Source organism: Pseudomonadales bacterium (assembly GCA_041395945.1).
Taxonomy (GTDB): Bacteria; Pseudomonadota; Gammaproteobacteria; order Pseudomonadales; family Azotimanducaceae; genus SZUA-309.
Genome location: JAWKZN010000001.1, coordinates 3,084,671 through 3,103,798 on the forward strand (window position 1 = coordinate 3,084,671; position 19,128 = coordinate 3,103,798).

The 19,128-nt window shown below is 61.1% G+C and carries 20 protein-coding genes; 9 read left to right on the forward strand and 11 right to left on the reverse strand.

What is annotated here, in order from left to right; translation table 11 throughout:
• Positions 1 to 10: 10 nt before the first annotated feature.
• A complete protein-coding gene (locus tag R3E82_14135; GenBank protein ID MEZ5552031.1) occupies positions 11 to 487 on the reverse strand; it encodes a nitroreductase/quinone reductase family protein in 477 nt (158 codons plus the stop codon).
• An 11-nt stretch (positions 488 to 498) separates the two neighbouring features.
• Positions 499 to 1,548, reverse strand: coding sequence for an amidohydrolase family protein (locus R3E82_14140; protein ID MEZ5552032.1), 1,050 nt, complete (start codon positions 1,546 to 1,548; stop codon positions 499 to 501).
• 134 nt (positions 1,549 to 1,682) lie between these two features.
• On the opposite strand from R3E82_14140, the gene sulP reads away from it, so the two are divergent.
• Positions 1,683 to 3,422, forward strand: coding sequence for a sulfate permease (gene sulP, locus R3E82_14145; GenBank protein ID MEZ5552033.1), 1,740 nt, complete (start codon positions 1,683 to 1,685; stop codon positions 3,420 to 3,422).
• A 74-nt stretch (positions 3,423 to 3,496) separates the two neighbouring features.
• Positions 3,497 to 5,050 (forward strand): acyl-CoA synthetase, encoded by a 1,554-nt coding sequence (locus tag R3E82_14150; GenBank protein ID MEZ5552034.1) that lies wholly within the window; start codon positions 3,497 to 3,499, stop codon positions 5,048 to 5,050.
• A 12-nt stretch (positions 5,051 to 5,062) separates the two neighbouring features.
• On the opposite strand, the gene R3E82_14155 is transcribed toward R3E82_14150, so the two are convergent.
• Positions 5,063 to 5,893: an enoyl-CoA hydratase/isomerase family protein gene (locus R3E82_14155; protein ID MEZ5552035.1), complete on the reverse strand. Its 831-nt coding sequence runs from the start codon at positions 5,891 to 5,893 to the stop codon at positions 5,063 to 5,065.
• A gap of 173 nt (positions 5,894 to 6,066) precedes the next feature.
• Between R3E82_14155 and R3E82_14160 the strand changes: the two genes are divergently transcribed.
• The 3 genes from R3E82_14160 to R3E82_14170 are packed head-to-tail and all read left to right on the forward strand — an operon-like array spanning position 6,067 to position 9,083.
• Positions 6,067 to 7,266: a M20 family metallopeptidase gene (locus R3E82_14160; protein ID MEZ5552036.1), complete on the forward strand. Its 1,200-nt coding sequence runs from the start codon at positions 6,067 to 6,069 to the stop codon at positions 7,264 to 7,266.
• A gap of 3 nt (positions 7,267 to 7,269) precedes the next feature.
• Complete coding sequence (locus R3E82_14165) at positions 7,270 to 7,842, forward strand: gamma-glutamylcyclotransferase (protein ID MEZ5552037.1); 573 nt, start codon at positions 7,270 to 7,272, stop codon at positions 7,840 to 7,842.
• Positions 7,839 to 9,083: an acyl-CoA dehydrogenase family protein gene (locus R3E82_14170; GenBank protein MEZ5552038.1), complete on the forward strand. Its 1,245-nt coding sequence runs from the start codon at positions 7,839 to 7,841 to the stop codon at positions 9,081 to 9,083. The genes R3E82_14165 and R3E82_14170 overlap by 4 nt, the downstream gene beginning before the upstream one ends.
• Positions 9,084 to 9,096: 13 nt before the next feature.
• Here R3E82_14170 and R3E82_14175 read toward each other — a convergent pair whose 3' ends face one another.
• Positions 9,097 to 10,185, reverse strand: coding sequence for an FAD-dependent oxidoreductase (locus R3E82_14175; GenBank protein ID MEZ5552039.1), 1,089 nt, complete (start codon positions 10,183 to 10,185; stop codon positions 9,097 to 9,099).
• 81 nt (positions 10,186 to 10,266) lie between these two features.
• On the opposite strand from R3E82_14175, the gene R3E82_14180 reads away from it, so the two are divergent.
• Positions 10,267 to 11,010 (forward strand): enoyl-CoA hydratase/isomerase family protein, encoded by a 744-nt coding sequence (locus R3E82_14180; protein ID MEZ5552040.1) that lies wholly within the window; start codon positions 10,267 to 10,269, stop codon positions 11,008 to 11,010.
• A gap of 89 nt (positions 11,011 to 11,099) precedes the next feature.
• Here R3E82_14180 and R3E82_14185 read toward each other — a convergent pair whose 3' ends face one another.
• Positions 11,100 to 11,696 (reverse strand): ATP-dependent Clp protease proteolytic subunit, encoded by a 597-nt coding sequence (locus R3E82_14185; protein MEZ5552041.1) that lies wholly within the window; start codon positions 11,694 to 11,696, stop codon positions 11,100 to 11,102.
• Positions 11,697 to 11,805: 109 nt separating this feature from the next.
• On the opposite strand from R3E82_14185, the gene R3E82_14190 reads away from it, so the two are divergent.
• A complete protein-coding gene (locus R3E82_14190) occupies positions 11,806 to 12,759 on the forward strand; it encodes an alpha/beta hydrolase (protein ID MEZ5552042.1) in 954 nt (317 codons plus the stop codon).
• Between the two features lie 83 nt (positions 12,760 to 12,842).
• Positions 12,843 to 13,127, forward strand: coding sequence for a YciI family protein (locus tag R3E82_14195; GenBank protein MEZ5552043.1), 285 nt, complete (start codon positions 12,843 to 12,845; stop codon positions 13,125 to 13,127).
• A gap of 174 nt (positions 13,128 to 13,301) precedes the next feature.
• Here R3E82_14195 and R3E82_14200 read toward each other — a convergent pair whose 3' ends face one another.
• Genes R3E82_14200 through R3E82_14215 form a run of 4 tightly spaced genes read right to left on the reverse strand, consistent with a single transcriptional unit; the run spans position 13,302 to position 15,728 of the window.
• On the reverse strand, positions 13,302 to 13,709 hold the full coding sequence (locus R3E82_14200; protein MEZ5552044.1) for a MaoC/PaaZ C-terminal domain-containing protein: 408 nt from the start codon (positions 13,707 to 13,709) through the stop codon (positions 13,302 to 13,304).
• Positions 13,710 to 13,720: 11 nt separating this feature from the next.
• Positions 13,721 to 14,221, reverse strand: a complete 501-nt coding sequence (locus tag R3E82_14205; GenBank protein MEZ5552045.1) for a MaoC family dehydratase N-terminal domain-containing protein — start codon at positions 14,219 to 14,221, stop codon at positions 13,721 to 13,723.
• A 45-nt stretch (positions 14,222 to 14,266) separates the two neighbouring features.
• Positions 14,267 to 15,064 (reverse strand): enoyl-CoA hydratase-related protein, encoded by a 798-nt coding sequence (locus R3E82_14210; GenBank protein MEZ5552046.1) that lies wholly within the window; start codon positions 15,062 to 15,064, stop codon positions 14,267 to 14,269.
• Entirely contained in the window at positions 15,051 to 15,728 is a 678-nt protein-coding gene (locus R3E82_14215; protein ID MEZ5552047.1) for a DUF2959 domain-containing protein, read from the reverse strand. Before R3E82_14215 ends, R3E82_14210 begins: the two co-directional genes overlap by 14 nt.
• 235 nt (positions 15,729 to 15,963) lie before the next feature.
• On the opposite strand from R3E82_14215, the gene R3E82_14220 reads away from it, so the two are divergent.
• Positions 15,964 to 16,800 carry a mechanosensitive ion channel gene (locus R3E82_14220; protein MEZ5552048.1) on the forward strand — a complete coding sequence of 279 codons (837 nt, stop codon included), beginning with the start codon at positions 15,964 to 15,966 and terminating at the stop codon, positions 16,798 to 16,800.
• Positions 16,801 to 17,084: 284 nt separating this feature from the next.
• On the opposite strand, the gene R3E82_14225 is transcribed toward R3E82_14220, so the two are convergent.
• Together R3E82_14225 and R3E82_14230 are read right to left on the reverse strand one after the other, a co-directional pair.
• Positions 17,085 to 18,413, reverse strand: a complete 1,329-nt coding sequence (locus tag R3E82_14225) for an ATP-binding protein (protein MEZ5552049.1) — start codon at positions 18,411 to 18,413, stop codon at positions 17,085 to 17,087.
• Positions 18,406 to 19,119 carry a response regulator gene (locus R3E82_14230; GenBank protein MEZ5552050.1) on the reverse strand — a complete coding sequence of 238 codons (714 nt, stop codon included), beginning with the start codon at positions 19,117 to 19,119 and terminating at the stop codon, positions 18,406 to 18,408. Before R3E82_14230 ends, R3E82_14225 begins: the two co-directional genes overlap by 8 nt.
• Positions 19,120 to 19,128: the final 9 nt, after the last annotated feature.

Below are 19,128 nucleotides of genomic sequence, written 5' to 3' on the forward strand. Positions count from 1 at the left end.
GATCCCGGCGTCAGGGTGCCTCTGATCGGCTCAATCGGAACAGCGGAATCTGTCGCGACAGGCGCGCCTGGTAGCGCACATAACCCGGATAGGCGTCTGTGGCGAGCCGCCAGGCTCTTGCGCGCTGCGCCCCCTCGAGTTCGACCGCGCGCAGACCCATTTCCTGCCCCGAGTACCTGGCCTGAATCTCCGGAAATGCCCGCAGATTCGCACACCAGGCAGGCTCCCGTTCTGCACCACCATTGGAGCCGACTACCAGCAGATCTTCACCATCCGGCACACACAGCAGGGGGACCTCGCGCAGGAGACCACTGCGCGCACCGCGGCACTCGATGAGGACACAGGGAATAATGAAGCTCAGCCGCCAGCGCCCGTCACTGACACGCATCAGGGGTCGATCGATCAGGGTGGCTAGGCGCAGCGCGATACGGCTCACCCAGGGAACGGCAATCAGGTGACTGAAAGACCGCCACAGGGCTTCGCGCATTTCCCGCTGCCTCAGTACCGGCTGCCGGTCGAGTCTGTGGTATCACTCAACCGATAGACGCGGGCCGCGGTATCGTGGAAGAGCGCGTCTTTCTCCGCGGCGGACGCCCCGGAAACGAGTTTTTTAAAGGCATTCCACAGCACCGGATAGGAGCAACTCTGCTTGTCCACCGGGAAATTGCTCTCGAACATGCAGCGGTCCGCGCCGAAGCACTCGATCGCGTGCAGATGATAGCGGCCGGTCGCCGCAACTATGGCATCCGAATCCGGCGGTGCCGGGAGTTTGTGGAATCCGAATCCATTCACCGGCATCACCAGCCCGCCGAGCTTGGCAACCACATTGCTGCATTCCGCGAGTTTCCGGATGTCGGATTTCCAGTTCTCGAAGATCTCCTCCCTGCGGGCGGCATAGGGTCCGATACCCAGCGGACCACCGAAGTGATCGAGGATGATGGTGGTCTCCGGAAAGGCCCGCGCGAGATCGATCAGTTCAGGAATCTGGGGATGGTACAGCCAGGCATCGAATGTCATCCCTCGTGGACCCAGCTCGGCGAAACCCGCGCGGAAGTCGGGATCCAGCAGCAGGTGTTCGAAGGGGTTTGTGTGTGAATTGCGCACCGCCGGGCTGGCGTCCCAGCCGGCCGCGTGGCGGATGCCTCGAAATCTGGGACTGGCCCGGAGATGCGCGTCGAGCACCTCCGCCACCGCAGCACCGAGGGTCAGATCAGCAAAGCCGACGATACCGGCACAGGCCCGGGTCGCGCCGTATGCACCGCTGGCCGACATCGCTGCCACGCCATTGACGAACTCGGTTTCGCCCACCGGGCGCAGCGCTTCCGGCCCATCCAGGCGGTACATGCTGCTGCATTCGACGAAGACGGTGCTGACCACATTGTGTCTGGCGTCACCCGGTCCACCACCGGTGTCCGCAAGGAGCTCATCCAGAAGATAGCGACTGTCCGGGTGATCCCAGAGGTGGTGGTGCGGATCGCAGATAGGCCGCTCGGGCTCGATCACGTCTTCAACGACCAGATCCAGCCAGGGTTGAGTAGCAATTGTCATAGCGCTGCTGCGCCCGCCGCCCGGGTATTCATGCTTTGTCCCCTCCTCTTACGATGCCCGATGTGAGCCCGTCGTGAGAAAGGATAAACAATACCCAGTACAATGCGTACGCCTAAAGGCATGGGTCTCCTCTCTTGGCGTTCGAACTCCGGGTCAAAAACTGGCGCAGCTATCTGCCGATCCTGGATGTCGTGCGCGACTACAGAAAGTCGGATTTCCCCCATGATCTGATCGCCGGTGTCATCGTCGGCATGATCACGGTTCCCCAGGCGATCGCCTACGCCTTCCTCGCCGGACTGCCCCCCCAGGCGGGTCTGTACGCCTGCCTCGCACCCATGCTGATCTACGCCATGCTGGGTTCTTCGAAGAAACTGGTGGTCGGACCTGTGGCGGTAGCCGCTCTGATGGTGGCCGCCGCTGTCGGCGAACATGCGCCCGCCTACAGCGACGCCTATCTGGGTATCACCACCATCCTCTGTCTGCAGTGCGGCATCATTCTCTGGCTGCTGCGGGTCTCCAACATGGGGGGTGTGGTAAACCTGCTGAGCCACCCGGTGATCATCGGCTTCGTCAACGCCGCCGCGCTGCTCATCATCATCAGTCAGCTGGGGCCCCTGACCGGCATCGCCAGCGAAGCGGATCAGAACCCCCTGCAGCGCCTGATTCAGCTTGCCGAAAACATCGACCAGATCAATCCCGCAAGTCTCGTTATCGGACTCTTTAGTGCCGGACTGATGTGGCTTGTTACCCGGCGTCTCGCCGGCTTCCTGGGTCTGCTCGGTATTCAGATCGCCGCCGATCATCCCCTGACCCGCCTTGGCCCCCTGGCTGTTGCGGTGGCAGCCGCTCTCGCCGTGTCGCTGGGAAACATACACGAGGTCTGGGATGTTGCCGTGATCGGTACCATTCCCGGTGGCCTGCCTGCTTTCACCCTGCCACCCTTCGATCTCGATCTCTGGACCGATCTGCTGCCCACCTCGACCATGATCGCCCTGGTCTCATACGTGGAGAGTTTCTCCATCGGTACGACACTCGCGACAAGAGAACGGACCCGCATCAACAGCAACCAGGAGCTCATTGCGCTGGGCGCCGCCAATATCAGCGCCGCCTTCACCGGCGCCTATCCGGTGGCCGGCAGTTTCACCCGCTCCTCAGTGAACTATCAGTCCGGCGCGAGGACCCAGATCAGTTCTGTGGTGTGCATGGGAGTGATCGTGCTGACTCTGCTGTTGTTCATGCCCGCCTTCACCCTGCTGCCCCACGCTGCGCTCGCCGCCATCGTGATCGTGTCGGTGTTCGGGCTGATCGATGTGGCATCGGTGAGGGCTCACTGGCGCGTCTATCGCAATGATTCCATTACCGAGATCGCCACGCTGCTCACGGTTCTCATGTTCGGCGTCGAAGCAGGCCTCATCACCGGAGTGAGTCTCTCCATCGCCTTTTTCGTGCGCAGGGTCAGCAGACCCCACATCTCCATCGTTGGACGCATCGGCAACACGGAGCATTTCCGGGCGGCCAAGCGCTACGACGTGGAGACATTCCCGCACATCGCCGCCATCCGCATCGATGAGAGTCTGTTCTTCGCCAATTCAAACCAGGTGGAAAACAAACTGCTGAAAATCGTGCAGCGGCGCCCGGGCACCCGCCATGTGCTGCTCGTGTGCAGCGCGGTCAATCTGATCGACGTCACAGGGGTGGAGATGCTCGATCGGATGAACGCGAACCTTGAGCAGATGGGCATCACGCTGCATCTGTCCGATGTGAAAAATCCGGTGATGGAGCAGCTGGAAGGCACCGAGCTGATTCTCCGCCTGACCGGCAGCGTGTTCTTCACCACCGACCAGGCAATGCGGATTCTGGCCGATCGCCGCTGAAGCCGACTGACTGTTCCGAGCCTCCCGCTCGCAGTATGCTCGGGCCAGCATCATCGCAGCGGGGGAGATCACAGATGTATCCAGGCAAGTGGGCGCGCCAGTTTCCCGACAAGGTCGCTGCGCTGAATTCGGACACTGGCGCATCACTGACCTATCGGGAGCTCAATGACCGCTCCAACCGGCTCGCTCAGCTTTTCTGGGCAGACGGGTTACGCAGCGGCGATCACGTTGCGGTGTTCATGGAAAACAATCTGAGCTACTTCGAGGTGATATGGGCGGCGCTGCGCTCGGGCCTGTATATCACCACCATCAATCGCTACCTCACAGACGAAGAAGCCGGCTACATTCTCGACAACTGCGAAGCACAGGCGCTGGTTACTTCTGCTGCACTCTCCGAGATCGCTGTCGAACTGCCCCGCTTTGCACCCGGCTGCAAACGCTGGCTGATGGTCGGGAATGCCGCCGCGGGTTATGAGGACTATGAAGCCACGCTCGCCAGCTTCCCGGCCAAGGTGCTGGATGACGAGCCCGCGGGAGCGTTCATGCTCTACAGCTCAGGCACTACCGGCCGGCCGAAGGGTATACTGCGTCCGCTCACCGGCCTGAAGATTCATCAGGATGCCGGTCCGGTCGGCGCGCTGCAGAAAGCCCTGTGGGGATTCGGCACAGACACCGTCTATCTGTCTCCCGCCCCCCTTTACCACTCGGCGCCGATCGGCTTCTGCACGGCGGTACAGGCGCTGGGTGGCACCGTGATCATGATGCCCCGCTTCGATGAAATCGGCGCACTGCGCGCCATCGAACGCTTCAAGGTCACCCACAGCCAGTGGGTGCCTACCATGTTCACCCGCATGCTCAAACTGCCGCCGGAAGATCGGGAAGGTTTCGATCTGTCGAGCCACAAGGTGGCCATTCACGCGGCCGCACCCTGCCCGGCGGGCATCAAGCAGCAGATGTTCGACTGGTGGGGGCCCATTCTCTATGAGTACTACGGTGGTACCGAACTCAACGGACTGACCCACACCACACCTGAGGAATGGCTCGCCCATCCGGGCACTGTGGGGCGGCCGGTGATCGGCACCCTGCATATCTGCAACGAGGAAGGCGCCGAACTGCCTGTCGGGGAACCGGGACTGGTGTATTTCGAACTGCCCCAGATGCCCTTCGAGTACCTCAAGGATCCGGAAAAGACCCGCAGTGCCCAGCATCCCCAGCACGCCAACTGGAGCGCACTGGGTGATGTGGGTTACATGGACAAGGATGGATTTCTCTACCTGACCGACCGCGCCACCTTCATGATCATTTCAGGCGGTGTGAACATTTATCCCCAGGAGATCGAAGACGTACTCATCATGCATCCGAAGATCGCCGATGTTGCCGTGGTGGGGGTTCCCAATGAGGAGATGGGAGAGGAGGTGAAGGCGGTGGTGCAGCTGGCGGCGGATCAGACCCCGGGCGATGAGATCGCCGAGGAGATTCTGGCCTACGCCCGGGAACACATCGCGCGCTTCAAATGCCCGCGCAGTGTGGACTTCATGGCCGAGCTGCCGAGACTGCCCACCGGCAAACTCTACAAGCGGCTGATCAAGGACGCCTACTGGGCTAAAACGAAGTCGCGCATCGTCTGAGCAGCGCCGGACTTACTCACCGAGTCTGCGGGAGAGTTCATCCACCCGGAGTTCTCCTTCCCGGGTCTGGCCACCGATCTCCAGAAACTTCCGCATGTTGTTCTGGGCGCTCTCGGTACGCAGCAGCTTCTGAAACAGATGGGCTTCATCAAGGAGTCCTTCCTCCAGAGGTTTCTCGGCGGCTGTCACTGACTCTTTGGCCAGACGCACCGCGTCCACCGGAAAAGAGGCGATGCGCCGCGCCAGCGCAGCAACCGCAGGGCCGATCTCGTCCGCGGCATAGATGCGGTTGAGATAGCCCCAGCGCTCGGCGGTATCCGCATCCAGATCTTCCCCGGCCAGTATGATTTCCAGCGCGCGGCCTCGCCCGACCAGGCGCGGCAGCCGCTGGGTGCCGGTGCCACCGGGCAATATGCCGAGCGGGACTTCCATCTGATTGATGCGTGTCCTGCCGCGGACGCCGAAGCGCATGTCGAAGCTGGCCGCCAGTTCGCTGCCACCCCCACCCACCCGGCCTTCGATCTGGGCGATGGTGACTTTGTCCATGGTGTGGAAACGCTCACACATCTGGTGGTAGTCGTTGAGCCGGGTATCCCGGACTGCCGGCTGGTCGGTGGGGAACGCCAGAATGGCCGCTACATCGAAGTGGGCGAGGAAGAAATCCGCATTCGAACTCTTCATCACCACTACGGTGAGCGCCGGATCCTGGGCAAGTTCTGTGCTGAGCGCCGCGAGCTCCGCAAACAGCTCCACCGTGATCAGATTGATCGGAGGATTTGCAACCGTTACCCAGGCCAGACGGCCTTCGGTTTCTACGTTGAGCAGCTGGTACTGGTAGGCCATGGCTGTGTTCTCCTCTCATCCTTATTCTGCCGGATGGTCCCAGAGTTCCGCATACAACGCCATAAGCCTTCCGGAGATTCCTGGAATCCAGCCACTGAGCCGCAACAATGGCTCCGCCGATCCATTGCTGCATAATACCCCTCGTCTTTTGTCGCTCCAGCAGAGGTATTCAAGTGGCGACCTATCAGCTTCCTGCCGGGATCCGTGACACGATCCTCGCCACCGTGGCTGAGCTGAGTGAACAACTCCTGGCCGTCTCCCACGAGATCCACGCCCATCCGGAGCTGGCCTTCAAGGAACATCGTGCCGCCGGACTGCTCTGCGACACACTGGCGAAACAGGGCATCGAGTCCAATCGCAACGTCTACACACTTCCGACGGCTTTCGAGGCCGATCTGCCCGAAGGCAATCCAGGCCCTACCGTCGCAGTGCTCGCGGAATACGATGCGCTGCCGGGTATCGGTCATGCCTGTGGCCACAATCTGATTGCCACGGCTGCACTGGGTGCTTTTCTTGCTCTGGCCCCACTGGCGCAGCGACTGCCAGGCACCATCCGTCTGCTCGGCACACCAGCCGAAGAACAGGGTGGCGGCAAGGAGCTCATGGCCCGGGCGGGCGCTTTCGACGGGGTCGACGCCGCGATGATGATTCATCCCGCCGGGGTGAACCTCACCACCATGCCCTGTATCTGTGTTGCCGAAGTGCAGGTGATCTACCACGGCCGCTCGGCCCACGCCTCTGCCATGCCCCATCGCGGAATCAACGCACTCGACGGGCTGCTGCTCGCCTATCAGGCCATCTCCAATCTGCGGCAGCACATCAGAGATGTGGAGCGCATTCATGGCATCGTCACCGAGGGTGGTGCTGCCCCGAACATCGTGCCGGATCGGGCTGCGGGACTCTTCTATGTGCGCGCCGCGGATGAAAAGGCGCTGGCCGCACTCAAACCCCGGGTGCAGGGCTGCTTTGAAGCCGGTGCAAAAGGCAGCGGCGCAGACCTCGAGGTGAAGTGGGCGGACGTCGACTACCTGGATCTCAATACCAACTGGCCCCTTGCCCATTGCTTCCAGAAGCATGGCGAATCACTCGGTCGCGCCTTCCTGACCCCCGAGCAGTTCGGCGGCGCCGGCAGCACGGATATGGGCAATGTCAGCTACCGGGTACCGTCCATACATCCGATGATCGCCAGCGCACCGCGCAACGTGGTGATACATCATCCCGACTTCGCAACCTGGGCAGGCTCCGAAATGGGTGATGCCGCGGCGCTGGACGGTGCCCGGACACTGGCGCTGACCGCCGCAGAATACCTGCTCAATCCGTCCCTGCAGGCAGAAACCCGACGGGCCTTCGATGTCTCGAAAGGACTCGCCTGAGGCATGTCTTCGGCCCACCAGTGGCTGTTCGGCTACGGTTCTCTGATCTGGCGACCGGACATCGACTACATCGAGCGGCGACCGGCGCAACTGCGGGGCTGGAGTCGACGCTTCTGGCAGGGCTCACACGACCACCGCGGCATGCCCTCGCAGCCGGGGCGCGTGGTTACCCTCATCGAAGCGCCAGCCGCGTACTGTGACGGCATGGCCTACCTGGTGGATGCCGCTACCGCTGCCGAGACCTTCGCCGCCCTCGACCATCGCGAGAAGAACGGCTATGAACGACACGAACTGCCACTGCAGTTTCATCATGACAATTCAATACGCCACGGCCTGGTCTACGTTGCCAGGCAGGACAACCATGCCTTCCTCGGCGAGACATCTCTGGCAGAGATGGCGCAACAGATCGCGGTAAGCAAAGGGCCGAGCGGACTCAACAGCGACTATCTCTTCGATCTCGCTCGCGCATTGCGGGAACTGGGCTTCGAGGATCCCCATGTTTTCGAACTCGAAGTGGCGGTGCGCCAGCTTGTCAACGCTGGTGGTCGGGCAATGCACATTGAGGCACACGAATGAACCTGACATTCAGTTCAACCCACGAGCGCTTCCGGGAAGAAGTCCGGGCCTTCCTGCAGCGCCATCTGCCGGCCGATCTCGTCCAGGCACAACGCCTGTGTCCGGGTATCTTTCTCGACTATGAATACAACATCCGCTGGCATCGGATACTTCACGATCAGGGCTGGGTCGCGCCGGCGTGGCCTGTACAGTACGGCGGCACCGGCTGGGATCTGGTGCAGCGCTTCATCTGGACCCGGGAAACCACCCTGGCCAGCGCTCCTTCGCTGGCACCCATGGGTCTGGGAATGTGCGGGCCCATGCTGATCGGCTGCGGCAGTGAGGCACAGAAAGCCTTTTATCTGCCCCGCATTCTGTCCGGGGAAGACTACTGGTGTCAGGGTTACTCCGAACCGGCTTCCGGTTCGGACCTGGCATCGCTGCGGCTGTCGGCACGGATGGACGGCGATCACTTCGTGCTCAACGGTTCAAAAATCTGGACCACTCACGCCCACTACGCGAACCGGATGTTTGCCCTGGTGCGCACCGCGAGTACCGGCAAACCCCAGCAGGGGATCACCTTCCTGCTGATCGACATGGACACGCCCGGCATCGGCGTCGAGCCGATCCTGTTCGCCTCGAGGACCCACGAGGTGAACCAGGTCTTTTTCGAGAATGTCCGGGTTCCGGCGGGAAATGTGGTGGGCAGCGTCCATGAGGGCTGGACGGTCGCAAAGTACCTGCTCGAATTCGAACGCGGTGGCGGTGGTGCTGCCGCGTATCAGTCCGCGCTGGAGCGGATCCGGCGCCTGGCAGCAGCGACACCGGCAGGGAACGGCTGCCTGGCGGATACAGCCGACTTCAGACAGAAGCTGAATGCCGCCGCGGTACGTCTGGATGCCATCCAGTACACCGAGTTCCGCATCATGGCGGCGCTTTCCCAGGGCCAGAATCCGGGTCCGGAGTCTTCCATCATGAAGAATCTCGGCGCGGACATCGGTCAGCATCTGACCGAACTCGCCGTGGAGTGTGCGAGCTACTACGCAGCTCCCGCGCTGGCCGCGCGGCCGGGAAACAATGAACCGAACGGAACGGGCCCGACCCCGGCGGGTACTGCACCTGCCGCGAGCAACCCCTCTCCCGATGATCCGACCCTGCAGGTGGCTTTCGCGCGCTACTTCAACCTGCGCGCGAGTTCCATTGCCGGAGGCAGCAACGAAGTGCAGAAAAACATCATGGCAAAGCTGGTTCTCGGGCTCTGACCCGGCTTTATGTTCAGGCTGTAAACCGAGCGGGGGACAGAACCGCCGCCAGGGGATGGTCTGCGCCACGCAGCAGACCGGCGGCCATTTCACTCAATCCCGGGGCCGTCTGCAGTCCAAACCCGCCCTGACCTGCCAGCCAGAAAAAATTCTCGACCCCGGGATCGAAACCGGCCGCCGGGACTTCGTCGGCCAGGAAGCTGCGCAGGCCAGCCCAGGTTCGGGACAGGCGTTTGACCTCCAGGGTAGTGGTCTCCTGAAAGCGTTCGACAGCTATGGCGATATCGAGCTCTTCAGGCTGCGCATCGCAGGGTGCAACCGGATGCTCGTCCGCGGGAGACACCATCAGCAGACCGCCTTCGGGTTTGAAGTAGAGGCCTTCCTGGGCACGATGCAGCAAGGGCCAGCCGGAGACATTCAGACCGGTATCCAGCAGCAACGCCGTGCGCCGCCGCGGCTCCAGACCAAGGGGTTCTGCACCCGCCAGTCTGCCGATCTGATCCGCCCAGGCCCCGGCAGCATTGACGACCACATCGGCTTCAAGCGTGGCCGGGTCGCTGCCGGTGCCGTTCCAGCCAAGCTGCCAGCAGCCATTGTGACGCTCGAGTCGGCTGACACGCGCGTTGCCGACAATGCGTCCACCCGCACTCTGCAGCATCCGGCGAAAGCTTTCGAGCAGGGCGTGCGGATCCAGCGCCAGCGCTCCCCGCTCCACCACGACCCGGACCGCCGCCTCGGGACGAATCACCGGCACCCAGCGCAGCAGCTCATCAAAACTGATTTCCTCGAGGCTTTCACATACCGGCTGCCAGCGTGCAAGAAAGCCGTCGAGCATACCGAGGTGATCCCTGTCAGCGAGGGTTACACAGCCGATCTGTCGCGCCCCGCACTGAATCTGCCAGGGTATTCCGGGCAGGGTGAGCTCGCGCACGACTTCGTTTTCGTAACACTCGATGCTCACCGCCGCGGATCGCCCGGTGCTGTGATAACCGGGCTGGGATTCCGCTTCGAGCACAGTGACGTCGAAATCGGCGGCGGCGCGTGCTGCCAGTGAAACGCCTGCGATGCCACCGCCGATCACGGCGAGCCTGGGGCGGGCCATGGAGACTCCAGATACGTTAAGGGACAGGATCCATTATGATCGGATGCAGCAGAAGTTGGGAGATCATCGGGAGGTCAACAGATGACGGAATCACTGGTACTGCGCGAAGACGATGCGGGTCTGTGCACCCTCACCCTGAACAGACCGGATGCGCTCAATGCACTGTCCCCTGCACTCTTCGTCGAGTTGCGTGCGCACATAGACGCCATTGCCGCCGCCACCGCTGAGATCGGGGTGGTGATACTGTGCGGTAAGGGACGATCCTTCTCTGCCGGAAACGACCTGAAGGCGATTCAGGCCGGCGAACGTGCACCAACCCCGACCTTTCAGGCCGAGACCCTGGATGCCCTGGAAGCCCTGCCCCAGCCGGTGATCGCCGCGGTGCAGGGGCACTGCTACACCGGCTCCCTGGAACTCGCACTCGCCTGCGACCTGCTCATCGCTGCCGACGACGCCCGCTTTGCGGATACCCATGGCAAATGGGGCATGTCGCCTACCTGGGGCATGAGTCAGCGCCTGCCACGCCGCATCGGGCCGCTGGCTGCCAAGGAGTTCATGTACAGCGGACGGGTCGTGGAGGGTGCAGAGGCGGTCCGACTCGGTCTCGCGAATCGCTGTGTGGCAGCAGCGGAGCTGTCGACCGCCGCACGGCAGATGGCTCGAAGCTTTCTGGAGAATTCCTGGTTCACCCTGCGCATGGATAAGCAGCTGGTGAATGGCGGACTGAACCGGGGTCTTGAGGAGGGACTGGCCTTTGAGCGCCGCACCAGTCCGGGGGCGGGCCCGGACATGCAGGAACGGCTCGCAAAGTTTTCGAAACGTTGAGGACGCAAACCGCATCGGGCCCGGCAGAGCCGGCGTAAGGCCGGCTGTCTCAATGAAGCGTTGGCGCTCCCGGCTGCGGACGCCGGGGATCAGCCGATGTCGCTGAGACTGCTGATCACCCGTCCGACGATGCCATAGGCGACCGATTCTTCCGCGCTCATCCAGTAATCGCGGTCGGTATCCTTCTCCACCCGCTCCAGGGGCTGACCGGTGCGTTCGGCGATAATGGTGTTGATCCGCTCCCGGGTCTTGAGGATTTCCCGGGCATGAATTTCCACATCCGACGCGGTACCGCCGAACCCACCGGCGGGCTGATGAATCAGAAAGCGGGTGTTTGGCAGACAGAACCGGTTTTCCTTTTCGGGCGCCAGGTAAATGTGGGTGGCAATCGATCCTACCCAGCCGGTACCCACGGTGCGGACCACCGGCTTGATGCAGCGGATCATGTCGAAAATCGTGTCGCCGGATTCCACATGGCCGCCGGGAGAACCGATATACAGGGTGATGGGGGCGTCGGATTCAAAAGACAGCGCCAGCAGCCGCTCCGTAGTACGGCGGGCAACATCCTGATCGATTTCACCGAACAGGGTGATGGTACGGGCTTTGAGCAGGGTGTTGTCGAGAAACTGAAACTGCTTCACCGCCTCGATCGCGCCGTCTTCCAGGCCAAGCTGCGTGGTCTTCATTACTTCTCCAGATTGATGGGGTCATCCACCCAGTGGTCGGGCGCAGGATGCGCTCGGGATTTGATAACCTTGAAAGCCGCACATTCTAACGCCAATCCAGAGGGAAACCATGCCACTAGCACCCGAGTATCAGGCGATGTTCGCCCAGATCGCGGAAACACCCGCACCGCCCCTGTCTTCCCTGCCACCCGCCCAGGGCAGGGAGTTTTACCGGATGATGCGGCCACTGAATCCGGATCTGCCGATCGGAAAGGTCGAAGATCGTCGAATTCCCGGGCCTGACGGGGAGATTCCCATCCGCATCTATCGTCCCGCTGGCGCCCGCGGGACTGGCGGGGCCAGCGAAACTGGCGGAAGGAAAGGCATATTCGTCAACTTTCACGGGGGCGGCTGGGTGATCGGCGATCTGGATACCGCGGATGCCGCCTGTCGCAGCCTCGCCGTGGCCGCCGACTGCATCGTAGTCTCGGTGGACTACCGGCTGGCTCCGGAACACGTCTATCCGGCGGCTGTGGTGGACGCTTATGCGGCAACCTGCTGGGTGGCGGACAACGCGGAAAGCCTGGGTGGCAATGGCCGACTGGCGGTAGGGGGAGAGAGTGCGGGTGGCAATCTCGCTGCAGTAGTGGCGCTCAAGGCAAGAGACGAGGGGGGGCCCGCCATCGATTTCCAGCTGCTCGCCTACCCGGTGGTGGACCATGACCTGAGCCGCGCCTCTTACGCGGCAAACGGCACCGGCTATCTCCTCGAAACCGACACCATGCGCTGGTTCTGGGACAGCTACTGTCCGCAGCCGGCGCGGCGCGCAGAAGCGGACGCTTCACCGCTGCTCGCGAAGGATCATCGCAACCTGCCCCGGGCCCTGATCCTTACCGCGGAATTCGACCCCCTCCGCGATGAAGGCGAAGCCTACGCCGCCTGTCTCAAAAATGCGGGCAATCGGGTCGAAGCCATCCGCTTCGATGGACTGGTGCACGATTTCCTGGCCACAGCCGGCATCTTCGAAGTGAGCAGGAAGGCCTTCGCTCAGGTGGCGGAGAAACTCAAAGCCGCGCTTGCCTGAGGTCGTGCGAAGCCGCAATTGAACTGAAGACGGCAACCGGAACGGCTGGGTCCGGCCCGGAACAACCGAAAATAGGAGAACCGATGCAATTCGTGCTGTTCTGCGAAGACAAAGCGGGTGCCGAGTCAGTAAGGCTGGCAACCCGGGAGGCTCATCTGGCCTATATCGGCACCGCATCCGACATGATCCGTCTGGCCGGTCCGATGCTGAGTGACGACGGCCAGAAGATGTGTGGCTCGATGTTTATTCTCGAAGCCCCGGACCGGGCCGCTGTTGAGGCGTTCAACAGAGCCGACCCCTACACCGGTGCCGGGCTGTGGGAGCGGGTGGTCATACACGCCTTCCGCCAGGTCGTGCCGAAAGTCTGACCTCGCGATGGCGACAACGACTGTCGCGCCATTTACCAGGAGACCAGGAGACCAGGAGACCAGGAGACCAGGAGACCAGGAGACCAGGGCCAGGACTCGACGGAACGCTGATCGGTCGACGTCCTGACACGCCGACCGATCCGTGTGGTCCCTGCCCGCGAGGCAGAGCGCCTGTCAGTCGACGCGCGCTTCCGCATAACCGGACAGCACCGTTGCACCATCCTGATTTTTCGTCTCCACGGTGAGTCGAAGGTTGTTGCCTTCCAGTGACTCCACGGTCGCGGTGCCGGTGAGGGTGTCGCCAGGCCACACCTGATTGGTGAAGCGCACTCCATACTTGGTCAGGCGCCCGTCACCCACATAGTTGGTCAGCATGCGACCGGTCATACCCATGGTGAGCATGCCGTGCGCAAAAACACTCGGATAGCCGGCTACTTTGGTGGTGAACACTTCATCCGTGTGGAGCGGATTGTAGTCACCCGAGGCGCCCGCATACTGCACGATCTGGGTGCGCTTGAGATCTTCAACGAGACATTCGCTGTAGGTGTCGCCAATCTTCAGGTCTTTTGCTTTCAATGCCATGCTGATGTCTCCTACTTCTGATCAACAGGACGTTCAGTACGAACGCCGACGCCGGTTGCAGTGATCACCAGTTCGCCGTTCTGGTCGTAATACTCTGTTACCGACTCAGAAAACATCAGTTTACCGGCGCGCTTGCTCTCCTTTTCCCAGCTTTTGCCGGGCTTGTTTTTTGCGGTCAGCACATCCCCGGGCTTGAGGTGTCTGTGGTAGACGAAGTGCTGCTCGGCGTGAAGCCCGCCGCCACCACCACCGCCGCCGCCACCACCAGACGATTTCTTGATACCGGTCGGCTCCTTACCCGATCCGAACCAGGGCTGGCCGACTTTCGGTCGCAGGAAATAGTCCGGGTCGAACTGGGCACTGGACTGTGGAAAGGTCGGCGGAGCTATGATCGAGCCAGGCTCGGTTTTCTTTGCGTAATCCGCGTCGTAGTAGATCTGATTGTCGTCCCCGATGGAGCGCGCAAACATCATGATGTGGCTCGCTTCCACGGGAAATTTTTCGACTGCCATGGTTTCCCCCTTATCTGGTTGTATTGGTATCGAATCGGTCTGAGTCTAACGCCCTTTGAAATCCGGATCACGCTTCTCCAGGAAGGCGCTGATCCCTTCAATCTTGTCTTCCGTCTGCACCAGCGCACCTTGAGCGTATTTCTCAAACATGAGCGCGCCGGCAAGGCTGGCCTCCATCCCGAAATGCACCATGGCTTTCATAGTCCGGGGCACGAAAGGTGCAAATCCGGCCATATGGGCGGCCATGCGACGGGCTTCTTCAAGGAGCTCCTGTGCCGGTACTATGCGGGTAATCAGACCAATGGACAGCGCTCGTTCGGCATCGATCGCCTCACCCATGAGCAGCATCTCCATGCCCCATCCTCGACCGACGATGCGGGGTAACCGTGCGGTCGCACCGCCGCCGGGAATTATGCCGAGTTTGCCTTCCGGAGTCGCGAAGCGGGCATTGGGAGTGGCGATTCTCAGATCGCAACCCAGGGCGACTTCGAGTCCGCCCCCCATGCAGATGCCGTTGATCGCAGCGATGGTCGGCTTAGGCGTGCGTTCGAGCTGATCCGCGAGTCCCTGCACGATAGGCTCCAGTGCCTTGCGGAAATCCCGATGCAGCACTTCCTCCAGATCTGATCCGGAAGCAAAAGCGCGCTCGCCCGCGCCGGTGATGGTGATCACCCGCACAGCCGTATCTTCAGCCGCGACTGCGGCGGCATGTCTCAATTCTTCCAGCGTGGCGAGCGAGATCGCATTGTGTCGATCGGGTCTGTTGATGGTGATAAGCGCCATATGGCCTTCCACCGCATAAAGAATGTTCTGGTATTTCATTGCACCGTCAGCCTGCGTCACTCACCGACATGTCCTCGATGAATTTCTGCGATTTCTCGATGGAAGCTTCCATGTCCCGGATCAGCGCCGCCACGTCTTTCTCGATGCCAACCAGCTCTCCCTTCAGGGAGGCTATCGCCCGCGCATTGAGATTGTGCTTGAGAAACAGGACCTGATCGCGGAAAGCATCCAGCACCGGCGCCATCTTCGCCTCGGCGCGTCGCATCGCCCGGATCAGATCCGAGTATTGACGTCTGGAAGCCTTCAGCTGGCTGGCACTCCGGGAGCGCAGACTGTCGCTGGAGATCAGCCGGATCTCATCCTGCCATTCATCGAACAGGGCTTCGGACACTGACTCCACCGCATCGATTCTGTCAGTCACCTTATCGGCCCGCTCCGAGGCATCGTCGTAGACCTCCTGCAGCGACTCGTAAGTGCTCTGCAGCCTGGACGGTGAAACCTGGACGACACTGGCAAACTGCTGATACGCGCTGCGGAATTCCTCCTTCGCCGCTTCCTGGGCTTCCGATGCAGCTTCGACCCGCTCCACCAGGATATCGCGCTTGTGTACACCCAGCTTTTCCCAGGCTCCGTAGTAAGCGCCGGAACAGCCAGTGACGCAGACGCCTGCGGTGAGGAGCAGGGCCACATTGCGACGCAGTCGCTTGCTGGCTGTTCTTTTCACCGCGGCTCTTTTCACCGCGGCTCTTTTCACCTCAGCTCTTTTCACCTCAGCTCTTTTCACCTCAGCTCTTTTCACCCCGGCAACTGAAAACTGGTCCCGAGTGGGGTAGTGTGTGCGCCGTGATTTCTGGCACTCATCGAGTCCCGCAATTGCCCCGGCGCGTTTCGCCAGCAATGGTACCTCTAATGCCAGGATCGCAACACAACAACCACTTCAGGAGACAGTGAGGACAGACATGGAAGAAATTTCTACGGAACAGGCAGCCGAGTACATGGATATCGGTATCGAGATGGCGATGAGCTATGGACCCAAGCTGGTACTGGCGCTCGTCGTTCTCTTCGTCGGTCTCTGGGTGATCAATCGATTCGTCCGCTTGATCGGCAAAGGCATGGAACGCAGCAATACAGAGCCGACGCTCGCCAAATTTCTCAGCAATCTGGTATCCGTCGGGTTCAAAGCACTGCTGCTGATCAGCGTTGCTTCGATGATCGGCATCGAGACAACCTCTTTCATCGCAATTCTGGGTGCTGCCGGACTGGCGGTCGGCCTCGCTCTCCAGGGCAGCCTCGCCAATTTCGCCGGTGGGGTGCTGGTGCTGATGTTCCGGCCGTTCAAGGTCGGCGATTTCATAGACGCCCAGGGCGTGTCCGGCACAGTCTCAGAAATCGGTATCTTTCACACCGTCATCAAGACGGGTGACAATAAAGTCATCGTGGTACCGAACGGGTCACTTTCAAACGGCATCATCACGAACTTCTCCAAAGAGGCTACCCGCCGCGTCGATTTCGTGTTTGGTATCGGCTACGACGATGACATCAGCAAGGCCAAGGCCATCATCGAGCGTCTTGTAACCAGCGATGACAGAGCACTGAGCGAGCCCGCTCCGCTGATTGTGGTGTCTTCCCTCGGAGACAGCTCGGTAAACATCACCACACGGGTCTGGGTGAAATCACCCGACTACTGGGCATTCTTCTTCAGCCTGACCGAGAAGGTAAAAGTTACTTTTGACGCAGAGGGCATCTCGATTCCCTACCCGCAACGGGACGTGCATCTGCATCAGGTCAGCGGCTGAGGTTCAGCCCCGGCTTCCGGGAGTCCTCTGGAAAGGCTTCGCAAAAACCAGAGGGCCATAAACAGGAAAACCGCCGGCCTGGAGAGGGAGCCGGCGGTTTTGGGGGTCGACCTTCAGAAAGGTCTCAAGGGGATCATCACCGCGGTCTCTGGTAAACCTCCGTCGAGTGGACGTCTTCCTCAACCGCGTTGAGTGCTACTATCGACGAAAGCTGTTTCCCGGCAATTTCGCAAGCCGGGATTATTGTGACATTTTGTTACCAGACCGCGCGGAAGTGCTTCAGATCAGCTGCGAAGCCCATCGGATCGACTCGCTTCCCCTGACATCGCCCCACCCAGAGAGACCACCACATCTGTGCCACCACCCCTGCGATCTGCGATCCGCACCCGCCAGCCATGGGCCTGACAGAGCTGCTGGACTATGGCAAGACCCAGGCCGCTGCCACCGGTTGCCTGGTTGCGGGAGTCTTCAATCCGGAAGAACGGTTGGAAAACCCGCTCCTTGTACTCATCCGGGATCCCGGGACCATCATCGAGTACGTGAATTTCTGTACCGTCCACGCGCACACGCACGTTGCAGCCGTAGTGTCGGGCGTTGCTGATCAGGTTCTGCAGCACCCGCTCCAGGGCGCCGGGCGCCAGTGACCGCGGCGCGGTGTCGACGCGTTCAAACTCCACGGGTATCGGAGGCTCGAATCCATCAGCCAGGTCCCGGATGAATGGCTCCAGACAGACGAGCCGGGGTGGTTCACCAGTGCCCCGCGCAAACTTCAGTGCATCTCCGATCAGCGTGTCCATGGCACCCAGATTGCGTTCGAATCGCTGCACGAGTTTCGGGTCAACCTCTTCCGGCAGCAGTTCCAAAGCCAGCCGCATTCGGGTCAGAGGTGTCCGCAGATCGTGGGAGATACCGGCCAGCAGCGTAGTGCGATTGGACAGCAGTGCCGATATCTCCCGCGCCATGGTATTGAAATTGCGCGCAAGCGATACCAGTTCGCGCGGCCCGCTTTCGGGTAGTGGCTCGAAGTTTTCACCGCCTCTGAAGGATTCCACCCGCTCCGCTGCCTGCACCAGTGGCCGGGTAATACGCTGCACGATGATCAGCGAAGTGACGAATACGATGGCCGCACCCAGGCCGAAAATGATGATGCCCACATAGAGTGGCTGGATGTCGCGTCGTCCGGGTGAGAATCCGATCTGCAGATCGTGTCCGCCCATATCGATGTCCACCCAGACCAGTTCATCCCCTTCCATCAGATGTACCGGTTCGCCGAGCCGCTCACTCAGGCTTTCCTCGAGCAGACTCAGATAAGGCTGTTCGAGTGTTGCGGGCTGGAGCTGCCTGGGCTGGGCGCTGACGATCAGATCGTGGTTCTGGGCAAGTTCCAGTTCGAAATAGGGTCGCGCAGCCGGTGGCAGCTCGACCCAGGTCTGAATGGACAGCACCAGCAGTGCGGCCTCATCGTTCGCCGATTGCCGGGCGATGGGATCAATCACGAATTTGTTGAGGGCTACGATCGCCACCACGGCAATCAGCAGAGAACTCACAGTCAGGGTGAGATTCGTGCGAGCCAGCAGCGATCCGGAAAAGAAAGAGATCGAGGAGTCAGGCATCACCGTCGGGACAGAACATGTAGCCCTTACCCCAGATCGTCTTGATGAATACCGGTGCCGACGCGTCCGGCTCGATCTTGCTGCGCAGACGGGTTACCCGTACATCGATACTCCGATCGAAGGGTGAACGTTCCGCACCGGTCAGCAGATCGAGAATGCGGTCCCTGTCCAGAACCTTGTTCGGGTGTGCAACCAGAATCGAAAGCAGATCAAATTCACCCGAGGTCAGGGGCACAGGTTCGCCTTCCCGGGACAGGCGATGAGCGCCGGTGTCCAGTTGAAAGGCCCCGAACCGAACGGTGCCATCGCCAGTGGTCTCTTCAGTCCGGGCCCCACGGGCACGCCGCAACACCGCACGAATTCGCGCGAGAAGTTCGCGGGGATTGAAGGGCTTGGCAAGATAGTCGTCTGCTCCGACCTCGAGCCCGACTATTCGATCGATGTCATCGCCCTGGGCCGACACCATCACGATCGGAATCGTGCCCTCATTCTTGAGTCGTCGTGCGATCGAGAGACCATGTTCACCCGGCAGCATCAGATCCAGCACCACGAGGTCTACCTCGGTGGTCTTGAGGAATGCATCCATTTCTTCACCACTGGCCACGCAATGCACAGTGAATCCCTGCTGCTGCAGGTACTGCTGGGTGAGTTCGCGGATCTCGGGATCATCGTCGACGACGAGCAGTGTTGCGCCTTCTCCTTCCATGCTCACGAT

Excerpts from the sequence above, each read along its gene's own strand:
- R3E82_14135 (MEZ5552031.1), bottom strand. The coding sequence starts at position 487 with ATGCGCGAAGCCCTGTGGCGGTCTTTCAGTCACCTGATTGCCGTTCCC.
- R3E82_14140 (MEZ5552032.1), bottom strand. The coding sequence starts at position 1,548 with ATGACAATTGCTACTCAACCCTGGCTGGATCTGGTCGTTGAAGACGTG.
- R3E82_14150 (MEZ5552034.1), top strand. The coding sequence starts at position 3,497 with ATGTATCCAGGCAAGTGGGCGCGCCAGTTTCCCGACAAGGTCGCTGCG.
- R3E82_14155 (MEZ5552035.1), bottom strand. The coding sequence starts at position 5,893 with ATGGCCTACCAGTACCAGCTGCTCAACGTAGAAACCGAAGGCCGTCTG.
- R3E82_14165 (MEZ5552037.1), top strand. The coding sequence starts at position 7,270 with ATGTCTTCGGCCCACCAGTGGCTGTTCGGCTACGGTTCTCTGATCTGG.
- R3E82_14170 (MEZ5552038.1), top strand. The coding sequence starts at position 7,839 with ATGAACCTGACATTCAGTTCAACCCACGAGCGCTTCCGGGAAGAAGTC.
- R3E82_14175 (MEZ5552039.1), bottom strand. The coding sequence starts at position 10,185 with ATGGCCCGCCCCAGGCTCGCCGTGATCGGCGGTGGCATCGCAGGCGTT.
- R3E82_14180 (MEZ5552040.1), top strand. The coding sequence starts at position 10,267 with ATGACGGAATCACTGGTACTGCGCGAAGACGATGCGGGTCTGTGCACC.
- R3E82_14185 (MEZ5552041.1), bottom strand. The coding sequence starts at position 11,696 with ATGAAGACCACGCAGCTTGGCCTGGAAGACGGCGCGATCGAGGCGGTG.
- R3E82_14190 (MEZ5552042.1), top strand. The coding sequence starts at position 11,806 with ATGCCACTAGCACCCGAGTATCAGGCGATGTTCGCCCAGATCGCGGAA.
- R3E82_14195 (MEZ5552043.1), top strand. The coding sequence starts at position 12,843 with ATGCAATTCGTGCTGTTCTGCGAAGACAAAGCGGGTGCCGAGTCAGTA.
- R3E82_14200 (MEZ5552044.1), bottom strand. The coding sequence starts at position 13,709 with ATGGCATTGAAAGCAAAAGACCTGAAGATTGGCGACACCTACAGCGAA.
- R3E82_14205 (MEZ5552045.1), bottom strand. The coding sequence starts at position 14,221 with ATGGCAGTCGAAAAATTTCCCGTGGAAGCGAGCCACATCATGATGTTT.
- R3E82_14220 (MEZ5552048.1), top strand. The coding sequence starts at position 15,964 with ATGGAAGAAATTTCTACGGAACAGGCAGCCGAGTACATGGATATCGGT.
- R3E82_14225 (MEZ5552049.1), bottom strand. The coding sequence starts at position 18,413 with ATGCCTGACTCCTCGATCTCTTTCTTTTCCGGATCGCTGCTGGCTCGC.
- R3E82_14230 (MEZ5552050.1), bottom strand. The coding sequence starts at position 19,119 with ATGGAAGGAGAAGGCGCAACACTGCTCGTCGTCGACGATGATCCCGAG.